Origin of the sequence: Companilactobacillus formosensis (assembly GCF_005405305.1) — a bacterium.
Taxonomy (GTDB): Bacteria; Bacillota; Bacilli; order Lactobacillales; family Lactobacillaceae; genus Companilactobacillus; species Companilactobacillus formosensis.
The window spans coordinates 1-11,154 of record NZ_BJDU01000010.1 but is presented as its reverse complement, the minus strand read 5'-3'; the positions used below and the strand labels follow the sequence as shown (position 1 = coordinate 11,154).

Here is an 11,154-nt window from a genome sequence, read left to right as displayed (position 1 = left end):
ATGTTTTTTATTTTACTTAGTAATAATTTTGATTGTACTTTTACCATTACCAACTTTTTGAACTAATAGTTGTTGGCCGATACTTTGTTTCATAGATTCAATGTGACTGATGACACCGACCATGCGATTTTGACCGATTTCAGTTAAAGCTTTCATTGCTTCGTTAAGTGTTTCTTCATCCAATGAACCAAAGCCTTCGTCAATAAATAACGCATCGATTTGGACTCCGTTAGCTGATGATTGGACGACCTCACTCAATGATAGAGCAATTGATAAGGCGGCGATGAAAGTTTCACCACCAGAAAGTGTGTCGGAAGAACGAGTGGCGTTAGTTTGACGATCATAAATGTTGATATCCAAACCGTGATCCCGTTGCTTATTAGTGCTTTCAGTCGATAGTTGGAAATAATAACGGTCATTAGAAAGGATACTTAAGAATTTGCTGTTGGCGTAATTCAAAATCTTCAATAAATAGTTTTGAACGACGTAAGTTTCTAGCTTTAATTTATTCTCATTGCCATCCTTACCAGTGACAATATTATAAAGGCTAGTGACAGCGGCTAATTCCTTGGTGAAGTTACCTTGAGCTTGAAGAATCTTTTGTACTTGTTCGAAGTTTTGGGTAGCTTCTTTTAAGTCATGGTCATATGAATTAGTTTGTTTAGCGGCATTTAAATGATTTTGTTCAGCATCATCTTTAGCTTGCTTTAAAGTGACAATATCAGGTTTTGTTTGATTCTTTAGTTGTGTTTTTACCTTGGTGATGTTGTCAGTTAAAATTTCCTTTTCTTTTTGATAGCTGGTGACGTCATTTTGTAATTTATTTAGTTGATTTTGAGAGATTTCTAAAATCCATCTATCCAATAAATTACGATCGTTAGTTTTAGCATCATCTGCGTTAAGTGATTGTTGCAATTTATCGGAGAGATTTCTTAAATTGGTTGTTAATTTATCTAATTGTGTCCGAGTATCAGTCAATTTAGTTTGATTGTTACTATAGCTGATTTCATTTCTGTGAACTGCATCTTGAGCAGCTTTTAAGTCTTTTTGGAATTTCTCATACGCTGATACTAATTCATTCTTTTGACTGATCAATTGCTGACTTGTAGCGGTTGAGTCTTCAAGTTCGGACGATTTTGCTTGTAAGTCATTTTTACGAGTTTGAATTTCAGCTGTCAATTTATCCAATTCCGACTTATCTTGGTTTAATAATTCCTGTTGGTTATTTAATTTTGTTTCTAAAGCTTTGATTTCTTGAGTTAGTTTTTGTGAAGCTTGAATTTTTTTATTTAGTTGATCGATATTTTTCTGGAAGACGTCTTTGATAGTTGTTAAATCAAACTGTTGTGGCAATTCAACTGAGGCGCCAGTAACTGCTTGAGTGTAGTGAGTTGATAAGGCAATTTGAGTAGAGACAGCCTTTCGTTGTTGTTGGTCAAACTCATCTGAAACTTCTTGAATTGTTTGTTGGATGTTCTTTAAATCTGTTTCTTTGGCTGCAAAGACTTTTTGAGAGTTGTCGACGGCATCCATTGATTTGCGAAGTTCTTTTTCATCAGCTACAGCAGCCTTTTTGGCATAGGGATGTTCAGTCGAACCACAGACAGCGCAAGCTTCGCCATCTACTAATTCTTGACGAAGTTGAGCAATCATTAGTGATTGTCTAGTTTTGATTTTCTCTTGATAGTCTTTTTTGGCATCTTCAAATAACTTAGTTTTTTCATCTAAGTCAGCATGTAATTTCTTGAGTTTATTTTGCGTTTTAGCTACAGCATCGGCAGCATTTTGACGGTCGGTCTCAAGAGGTGAGAATTGATCAATAAAATCGGATTTTTCTTGAACCAATTTGTCTTTTTGATTGGGAAAGTCTTGATATTTAGACAATTCTTCATTCTTAGCTTGAATTGAATCATTAATAGTCATTAATTCTTGGGATTTTGTCTGAACGGTCTGAGTGACTTTTTCAAGGCGAGGTTGTAACTGGGAGAGAGACTTTTTAATGGTTTCAATTTCTTGAACTTTAGTAATCAGAACAGTTAATTTTTGAGCTTGTTTATTCTTTTCATCAAAATCTGCTTGTTGATTAGTTAGCTCGGTAGTTTTAGCTTGAGCAGCAGCTAAATTCTTATGAGAAAGTTGTGACTTCTGTTCGAGATCTTTTTCATTATTCAAAATATCTGTTTGATCTTTTTCGAGGCGCTCTAAATCACGGACCGTTTCTTGAAGAGGTCGTGCCCATTGTAATTCAGAAATGTGTGCTTGCTTTTGGCTGATATTGTCAGCTTGGTTTGTAATGTGGTCTTGGTACTGTGACTGATATTCGTTTAATTGATCAAATTTTTTACTAATATCTAAAGCTGTTTGATAGGTAGCATCGGTCTTCTTCTTGGCTACAAGTTTAGCCCGTTCAGTCTTTTGGGCTTCATCTAAAGTAATTTGACGATTAGCAACAAATTTTTCTAATGTGTCATTCAGTTGATCGTTATCGATTTCTTTAAGTTTGGCTTTTTCCTCGTCATTCCAAATGGAAGCAGACAGTTGGCTTTGAATTTTGTTTTTAAAGTTTTGAGCTTTGGAAGTAGCTTGATCATAATGATCTTTTAGTTTGATTGTAAAATCAGTGAATAATTGAGTTCCGAAAATTTTTTTAAGGATTTTTTCTTTATCAGCAGTATTTGACTTCAAAAACTCTGAAAAATCATTTTGTGGCAAAAGAATGATTTTCTTAAATTGATCGGCAGACAAATTGAGAATTTCACGAATTGATGTACCGACATCAACTGGTTTAGTTGCGATACTTTCAACTTCGACGCCATTAACTTCGTCAACAATCGACAAATTAGCAGTGGGAGCTTTTTTAGTAAAGCCGGTCCCTTTTTTCTTATCTAAAAATTGTTCAGGTGTCCGTTCAACTTTGAATATTTTGCCATTTTGCTCGAAGTAGAAGATTACTTTGGTCGTATCGGTGCCTTCAGCAAATTGACTGCGCATTTCTTTAGCATCACGATCACTAGTTGTACTACCAAAGAGGGCAAAGGTCATGGCATCAAAAATAGTAGATTTACCAGCCCCAGTGTCACCACCGATTAGAAAGATTGGTGATTCATCTAGTTTTCTAAAATCAATAGTTGAATGTTCATGTGGTCCAAAGAAATTGATATCTAAATATATTGGTTTCATTTTTGCGCTCTTTCTACTTCGTTGAAAATATTTTCAACTAGTGTTTTTTGTTGGTTGGATAAATTTTTGCCAGTGATAGTTTTGAAAAATTGGTCAACGGTCTCTTCGGGACTGAGATCATTGATATTGGTATTGATAGTTTGAAGCTGATTGTCATTTGCTTTAATTTGGTAGTCTAGTTCGACGATAGTTTTATAGTGTTTTTGTAATTTGGCTCGGATGTTGGTATGAATGTGCTCACTAGGGTCAAAGTTTTTAATTGTGATAGCGAACCAGGCTGAATCAAGTGGTTGTTGGCTATAAAATTTCTCATCACAGAGGGTATCCCAATCTTCTTCTAGAACAATTAAGTCAGTTTTAGGTGTTAAAGGTTTGAATTCACGACTAATACCGTTGTCGTCAATCGTTACAATATCGACACCTTTACCTTTGTTCTTGATACGAGCTTCTTTGACGTTGAATTTGACGGGACTGCCGGAATAACGAATATTATCAGTCGGAGAAGCGAAGCGGGTATGAATATGTCCCAGCATGACGTAATCAAAATCACTGAATTCGTCGCTAGTTAAAGTTGCTAAGCCACCGACTTTAGAATTAGTTTCACTGGTTAGTTCTAGTTCGGTATCTTGATTAGGTGTTACAGCAAAATGGGTTACTAGTAAGTGTTTTTTATTAGGATCAAAGTTCTTTTTCATATCAGCGACAACTAAATTCATTGCTTGGGAAATGGTTTTGATCTCTTGAGCTTGTTCGTCAGGCATACCTTGATGAGAGTAATAAGCTCTAGCATCCATTGGATCGAAGAATGGCAATAAGAATATTTGTGCTTGTGAAGTTTCAATTGGTTTAAAAGCTTCTTCTAAAAGCGTATTAAGATAAAAATCAGATTGTTTCATCCAGGCACGACCATAATTGAGACGTTTGGCGCTGTCGTGATTACCAGAAATAGCATAAATCGGTAAATGACTTTCCAAATTGATCTTACGGAACATTTCATCTAAGGCAGTAACGGCCTCAGGACTAGGAATGGCTCGGTCGTAAATATCTCCGGCAATAACGATGCCATCAACGTGTTCTTGTTTAGCAATATCTAGGATTTGTTTGAAAGTTTCCTCTTGTTCATCTAGTAGGGAATAACCGTTTAAAGTTCGTCCAATATGCCAGTCAGCAGTGTGTAATAGTTTCATAATCAACCCTCCATTTGAGTTTATTGTATCGTAAAATTTCCCGTAATTAAGATTTAGCTAAAGTATATCATTAAACTAGAACGTATGTTCGATAAAATTGCAAAAAAAAGCCGATAAAAAAATTATCGACTTTTAGTGATTAATCATTTAAATTGTAACGAAGTTTCATATTGTTGGAACCTGTTGTTACCATGTCTCCGAGCAATTTATTTTGTTTTTCAAAGGCTACGTCAGCTAATTTCTTATTGGCATTTTCGAGGTATTTTTCAATATCTTTTTGTCCAGAAATATCGGCGTCGGTATCGTTTTGAATTTTACGGTAAGCACTCATAGCGTCTAGTTCATAATCATTTCTCATATCAACGTAGAAGTCGTAATCTGTGTCACCAAGTAGGGCAGTTGTACAACTCAACCAGTACATGTTATTCAAATCGAATTTACCGGTAGCGTTTTTGTATTGGGCAGGTGTGTCATTAACGTTGGCATAGAATGGAACAACTGTGTTGAAAGTATTAGCACCATAAGCTAACCAGTGGATACCGGCAATTTCTTTTGGAACATTGTTTCTGATTTGAAGAATGTGAACATTGTGGTTTCTGTTGATACCAATAGGTCTAAAGAGTTTCTTGTCACTTTCAGAGCCACTACCGTAGACATCGTATTTAGTATTTTCGAAGTGAGAACTCAAAACGAATTTCACATCTTCAACAGAAATCTTGCGATTGGCGTGGCAGATGAATGGTAGATCTTGTTCCATTGGATCATCAGCTGTATCGTCAGGACTGAAGAATTTTTGACCATACCAAGTACGGGGGTTGTTGTAAACAGTATCTTTAATAGAAGCACTACCAAAGATATGTCTTAAGTTGTAGTTTTCAAAGTCTGGATTGAGGTTGTTGTTGTCAATCAAGTCTTTCAAATCGCTTGAACAAAGTGTGTCATCTGAATCAAAGTCAAATTGGTCAATATTCATACGGTTTGGAGCTACAACGTAAGCATCATCAGGAATACGAACGGCTGCCCAGTGGTGTCCACCGATAGTTTCTAACCACCAAACTTCTTCATTATCGGCAAATGAAATACCGTTTGGTTCATAAGTTCCGTATTCTTCTAGTAGTGAACCTAGACGTTTAACACCTTCGCGAGCACTTTTGACGTAAGGAAGAACAACAGTAACTAAGTCTTCTTCACCTAGGCCATTTTCAACGAAGGGATCGAGTCCTTGAACACGTGAATTAGTAGTAATAGTTTCAGTAGCTGACATAGCAACGTTTGAACTGTTGATACCGGCGGCTGGCCAAATTCCGTTTGTCAAAATTGAATTAGGAATTGAAGTATAGCGTTGTGGATCATCAGGTAATTTAACGTTTACCTTGCTGATAACTGAAGTGTAATCTCTAGGTTGATCTTCTGGTTTTACGACTACGAAACGTTGTGGATCTAAGGCTTCATGACCGTCATCATTTCTTGAAATAAGAGTTGAACCGTCAATTGAAGCTTTTTTACCAACTAAAATCGAAGTACAAGAACCTTTAATGCGTTTTTCCATTATTAATTAGCTCCTTTTTATAATCTCTAATAGATTAATTATAACTTTTATAATGTAGGAAACCAACTAAGCTAACTACTTAGGTAGATTAATCCCAGCATCTTTTAATGCATTCAAATACTTCTTTAATAATACATTTCTGGCATTGTATTGAGCACCAGGAGTGGTATAACAGGCGACTTGAATTGATAAGGTACCGTCGTTTAAATTGGAAAAACCAAAAATATAGGGCTTTTGGGTAATTTGAAGTTCTTTTAAATTTAAATTGTCATTAACATCGTCAATAACTTGCGTAATTTTTTCAAAAGGAGAGTCACTGGAAACGGGAATTTCCATTAAAGCTCGCATATTATTACGCGATAGATTGCTGACAATAGTGATGTTACGGTTAGGGATGTAGTTTAAAGTTCCGTCGAAACTTTTGACTTGAGTTGTTCTAATGCCGACGTAAGTAACTTCTCCCTCGATATTGTTGACTTGAATTAAATCGCCGACACTGATTTGTTGCTCCAATAAAATGAAGAAACCGTTGACCATATCGGAAACGAAACCTTGAGCTCCAAGACCAATTGCCAAACTGAAGATTCCGGCTCCAGCAATCAATGTACCAACAGGGATTCCTATGGCTGAAAGTATGGCGTAGATCCAAAAGAACATCAACGTATATTTAAAAATGTTGAGAGCTAATGTATAAACGGTATCAAGTTTTTTAGGTGAAATTTGGCGCTTAGTGCCTCTAAGTCCAGTTTTGAAAATGTGACGAATAATTTTTTTACCGACCCAATTGATTAAGAGTAAGACGATAGTTAATAGTATTAATTGGAAAGCAACTGAGGCAACGTGCTGTAAAACTGATTCCCAATCGACTTTGAGAAAGAGTTTTTTGATTAAGGTGTTGAGATTAAATGACAAATTATTTATTCCTTTCTGGATAATTACTCAAATAATATTATCACAAAAGAAAAAGCCAGAGAAACGGTCTTCTCTGACTTGAATTTATTATTGTAAATAACTTTTAGGAACGAAGTCTTCTGTTGCTACGTATAGTTTATCGGATAGCTTTTTGTATAGCTCGTGTTCGCCAGTCATTAAAGTAAAGTTTAGGTTGTCGCATGATTCAATCAATTTAATGGCAGCGGCGATTTTTAAGTCGTCGTGGGAATAGTCAAGTTCGCTATTTCCAGTCACGGTAATATCTAAAGTAGGTTCATTTTGTCCTAATGTGTAATCTTGAATGTTTTCTGTAACCAAATTAAAATCTCCTCAATTGGAATGAGTATATAACATAACATATAGAAAACGTAATTTGTAGTATTCTGTACTATATGGAAATATGTTTTATAAATCCCGTTAAACCAAGGATGCTTGTAACTCTAGCTTTAGTTTTTGACAGAGATTATGTATAACTGAGGTTAAAGGAGTTGAATTCATGGACTTTGGAGCACAGATAAAGAAATTACGAACTAGTCGAAAATTAACTCAAGAACAAATTGCCCAGAAGTTGAATGTTTCTCGGCAAACTATTTCTAGTTGGGAAAACAACCGCAATTTGCCTGATTTAGAAATGGTAGTTTTGATTGCCCAAATTTTTAACATTTCGTTGGATAATTTGATATTAGGCGATCCTACGATGACTGATAAATTAGTGAAGGATGGTAGTGAGATGAAGAAAACTAAGTGGAATTTGTATTTCAGTTTAGCAATGATAATCGCAGGTGTTATTAGTTTCCTATTATTTGTATTGATTGGTAGCACTGTTGATAAAAATGGTTATTTGCAGGAACCATTTTTCTTAGTACCGATTGGCTATTTATTCTTATTGGCTGGTTTGATTGGTGGAGTAACTTATCTAATCCGGCGTTTCAAACGAAATTAATGGCGCAAAATTTTATCCATTTTTTTGTTGTGAGCAAGCTCGTCAATTAGTTTGTCCAAATAGCGAATTTTCTGAACGAGTGGATCTGTAATATTTTCGACTTTGACGCCACAAATAGTGCCAGTGATGAGCTTTGCTTGGTCATTAAAGTTAGGTGCTTGATTGAAAAAATCTTCAAAAGTGATTTTATCTTGAAGGATGGATTCTAAAGAGTTTTGGGTATATCCAGTTAGCCAAGTGATGATTTGATCTACTTCTTTTTGAGTATGATTTTTTCTCGCTACTTTTTTGACGTATAGCGGGTAAATATCGTTGAAATACATTTGGGTGATATCTTTCTTAGGCATAATGACCTCCAAAGGTGTTTCTTTCAGTTTATCAAAAGTAATTAAAATCTCCTTTGATTTGGCTTATTGGTTAAATGTGGTAAAGTAAATTTACTTATATATAGAAGGGAACTTTAAAATGTCATATCCACAATTAGATTTAGCCAATGCTACTGGTAGTGTCGCAACAATTAATACTAATCACGGAGCAATCAAAATTCAACTTTTCGATGAGTTAGTACCTAAGACTGTAAAGAACTTCATTGAACTAGCTAAGAAAGGCTACTACAACGGGGTTATCTTCCATCGTGTTATTCCTGATTTCATGATTCAAGGAGGAGACCCAACTGGAACTGGTATGGGTGGCGAAAGTATCTACGGCGATAGTTTTGAAGATGAATTCACTGATCAATTATTCAATTTAGATGGTGCTCTATCAATGGCTAACGCTGGTCCTAACACTAATGGTAGTCAATTCTTCATCGTTTCTAACCAAAATATGCCAAAACGCATGATTAAGGAAATGGCTTCAGCTGGTTATCCAGAAGAAATCATCGCTGCATACAAGAATGGTGGAACTCCATGGTTGGATCATCGCCACACTGTATTTGGTCAAGTTATCGACGGTATGGACGTTGTTCGTGATATTGCCCGCGCTAAACGCAACAGTAATGACAAACCTAACGATGATATCGTGATGGAAAGTGTTGAAATCTCTGACTAAACTGATTCAGCAATTTCTTGATAAATATTTTTGAAATAAGAATTTTTGAGAAAAACTAGATTGATGGGATGTTCCACGTGGAATCCTGTTAGATCTAGTTTTTTTAATTGTTCGGATTTTAATTCATTTATTACTAGAGACTCGTACATAAAACTAATTCCATCATTTTGTTTGAGGTATTCAATGATGGCAGAAGGGCTAGCGATTTCGATGGTATTTTTAAAATCATTAATATTGTAGTTTTGGGTTGCTAACCAGTTTTCAAATATTTCTCGACTACCAGAACCCTTTTCTCGCAGTAATAATGGTTGGTTAAATAAATCTTCAATTGAATCACACCGATATTTAATATGACCAACACCAATGAAATGTTCTTTTTGCAATAGGAAGGCATCGAATTCTTTCTTATTGAAATTACCTTCGATTAAGCCAAAGTCGACTTTGCCATCACGAATATTTTGCAAGATATGTTGGGTATTGTTAATTTTCGTTGTGACGATATTAGTCCTAGTAGATAGTTGTTGAACAAATTTAGGTAAGATGGTGGAACTGAGTGATAAAGTGCAACCCATTTTTAGATGTTCCACGTTATTACGTAGACTATCAATTACTTTGGTCCCTTCGAATTCGATTTGAGTAGCAAACTGTGCCAATTTCTCGCCAGCAGGAGTTAGATGGATTTTGCCATGATCTCTGATGACTAGAGCAAAATCTAATTCTTCTTCCAATGAGGCGATTTGTTGGGATACTGCTGGTTGAGTGATGTAGAGCTTTTGGGCAGTTTTGGTGAATGACTGATATTTAGCCAAAGTGATGAGTGTTTGATAGCGTCGATCTAGCATGATTGTTCTCCTTATAAGCTGAATTTATGTATATCAAAGAAATACTAATTTTTACTTATGATGATTCTATATTATCATCTTAATCACGGAGGAATTAGTATGTATGCAAAATTTTTTGAGAGAAGTTTCCTATATGCATTTGGGATAACACTTCTTTGTTCAATCGTGGGAACTCTGTTAGGTGGGTTGCCATATTTGACAATTATCGGTGCTTTAGTTATTTCCTTGATTCTAGGGATGATGTTTCAAGTTAGTCAGCCACTAGTTCAGAAATCTAAAGTGGGTATTGGTTTTATTTCCAATAAATTTTTACGTTTAGGAATTATTTTATTAGGATTCAAATTGAATTTGATTGATTTAGCTCATGCAGGGGTCAAAACGATTTTGTTTGCGATGTTTATTGTCAGTGGAGTAATCTTTTTGACTTATAATGTTGCCCGAAAATTTGGAGTCAGCAAACGTTTGGCAATTTTGACAGCAAGTGGAACAGGGATTTGTGGGGCAGCTGCAATCATGGGTATTTCACCCCAAATCAAAGTTTCAAAAGAGGAAGAAGAAGCTAAGCACAATGATGAAGTATTAGCTGTAGCGATAGTAGCAATATTAGGAACGGTCTTTACCTTGATAGAAATTGCTATTAAACCTTTACTACACATGTCACCAACGCAGTTTGGAGTAATGGCTGGTGGATCACTTCATGAAATTGCTCATGCGATTGCTACAGGTGGCGCCGGTGGTTCAGTCAGTTTGAGTGCCGCAATCATTACTAAGCTATCACGAGTTTTATTATTGGCACCTGCTGCTCTAGTTATCGGTATTTGGTATCAAAGACAAGAACCTGTAGTAGATGGTAGTAAAGGTAAGTTGCCCATTCCTTGGTTCATGGCAGGATTTTTGTTGGCTAGTGTAATTGGAACATTCATTCCTATGCCAACTGGTGTTTTAAATGCCCTAGTTAAATTAGCTTATATAGTATTAGGGATGGCAATGGCAGCTTTGGGGATGAGCGTGAACTTCAAGGCCTTTATCAGTAGTGGAAAGAATGCTGTATTAGCAGCCTTATCTTCTTCAGTTATTTTATTGATCTTCGCTATTGTTGTAAGTAAGAGTTTCTTTTAATTAAAAGACAATCACTGGTATAAACTGGTGGTTGTCTTTTTGTATAAAAGGGGTTTCATTTGTTTGAAATCGTGATATAGTATTAATCAATAAAGTCATGTTGTAGTTTTTTTAAAAGTTTTTTTATTTGATAATTAATAGGAAGAAACTATTCAATTAGTCAGTTTTTCAAAAGAAATTGAAAAAAATAATAAAAAGTACTTGCAACGACTTATTATTAACGGTAATATATTACCTGTTGTCACGACAGATGCAACGGCGTCAACGGATTCAAGCCTTACAGCTTATCCAAGACGTCAAAAATTATTTTAAAAAAGTGCTTGACTTGTTCTTGCATCTTCGATAAGATAA

The 11,154-nt window shown here is 35.5% G+C and carries 10 protein-coding genes; 3 read left to right on the top strand and 7 right to left on the bottom strand.

Features of this window, described 5'->3' with window-relative positions:
• Positions 1 to 12: 12 nt before the first annotated feature.
• The 5 genes from FFM65_RS10735 to FFM65_RS10715 form a co-directional block, all read right to left on the bottom strand.
• Positions 13 to 3,180, bottom strand: coding sequence for an AAA family ATPase (locus FFM65_RS10735; RefSeq protein WP_119318816.1), 3,168 nt, complete (start codon positions 3,178 to 3,180; stop codon positions 13 to 15).
• A complete protein-coding gene (locus FFM65_RS10730) occupies positions 3,177 to 4,367 on the bottom strand; it encodes an exonuclease SbcCD subunit D (protein WP_119318817.1) in 1,191 nt (396 codons plus the stop codon). The genes FFM65_RS10735 and FFM65_RS10730 overlap by 4 nt, the downstream gene beginning before the upstream one ends.
• A 139-nt stretch (positions 4,368 to 4,506) precedes the next feature.
• Positions 4,507 to 5,916, bottom strand: coding sequence for a C69 family dipeptidase (locus FFM65_RS10725; RefSeq protein ID WP_119318818.1), 1,410 nt, complete (start codon positions 5,914 to 5,916; stop codon positions 4,507 to 4,509).
• A gap of 75 nt (positions 5,917 to 5,991) precedes the next feature.
• Positions 5,992 to 6,828, bottom strand: a complete 837-nt coding sequence (locus FFM65_RS10720; protein ID WP_119318819.1) for a mechanosensitive ion channel family protein — start codon at positions 6,826 to 6,828, stop codon at positions 5,992 to 5,994.
• Positions 6,829 to 6,915: 87 nt separating this feature from the next.
• Entirely contained in the window at positions 6,916 to 7,167 is a 252-nt protein-coding gene (locus tag FFM65_RS10715; RefSeq protein ID WP_059074921.1) for a hypothetical protein, read from the bottom strand.
• A gap of 178 nt (positions 7,168 to 7,345) precedes the next feature.
• Here FFM65_RS10715 and FFM65_RS10710 point away from each other — a divergent pair, with 178 nt between their 5' ends.
• Complete coding sequence (locus FFM65_RS10710; protein ID WP_119318820.1) at positions 7,346 to 7,792, top strand: helix-turn-helix domain-containing protein; 447 nt, start codon at positions 7,346 to 7,348, stop codon at positions 7,790 to 7,792.
• On the opposite strand, the gene FFM65_RS10705 is transcribed toward FFM65_RS10710, so the two are convergent.
• Positions 7,789 to 8,139, bottom strand: coding sequence for a DUF2200 domain-containing protein (locus FFM65_RS10705; protein ID WP_119318821.1), 351 nt, complete (start codon positions 8,137 to 8,139; stop codon positions 7,789 to 7,791). The genes FFM65_RS10710 and FFM65_RS10705 overlap by 4 nt on opposite strands.
• A gap of 118 nt (positions 8,140 to 8,257) precedes the next feature.
• Between FFM65_RS10705 and FFM65_RS10700 the strand changes: the two genes are divergently transcribed.
• Positions 8,258 to 8,842 carry a peptidylprolyl isomerase gene (locus tag FFM65_RS10700; protein ID WP_119318822.1) on the top strand — a complete coding sequence of 195 codons (585 nt, stop codon included), beginning with the start codon at positions 8,258 to 8,260 and terminating at the stop codon, positions 8,840 to 8,842.
• Here the strand turns inward: FFM65_RS10700 and FFM65_RS10695 are convergent.
• The gene (locus tag FFM65_RS10695) at positions 8,839 to 9,684 is read right to left on the bottom strand and encodes a LysR substrate-binding domain-containing protein (protein ID WP_119318823.1); all 846 of its coding nucleotides are present in this window, start codon (positions 9,682 to 9,684) and stop codon (positions 8,839 to 8,841) included. The two genes, FFM65_RS10700 and FFM65_RS10695, sit on opposite strands and share 4 nt — an antisense overlap.
• A 99-nt stretch (positions 9,685 to 9,783) precedes the next feature.
• Here FFM65_RS10695 and FFM65_RS10690 point away from each other — a divergent pair, with 99 nt between their 5' ends.
• Entirely contained in the window at positions 9,784 to 10,803 is a 1,020-nt protein-coding gene (locus tag FFM65_RS10690) for a YeiH family protein (RefSeq protein ID WP_119318824.1), read from the top strand.
• The last annotated feature ends 351 nt before the right edge of the window (positions 10,804 to 11,154 follow it).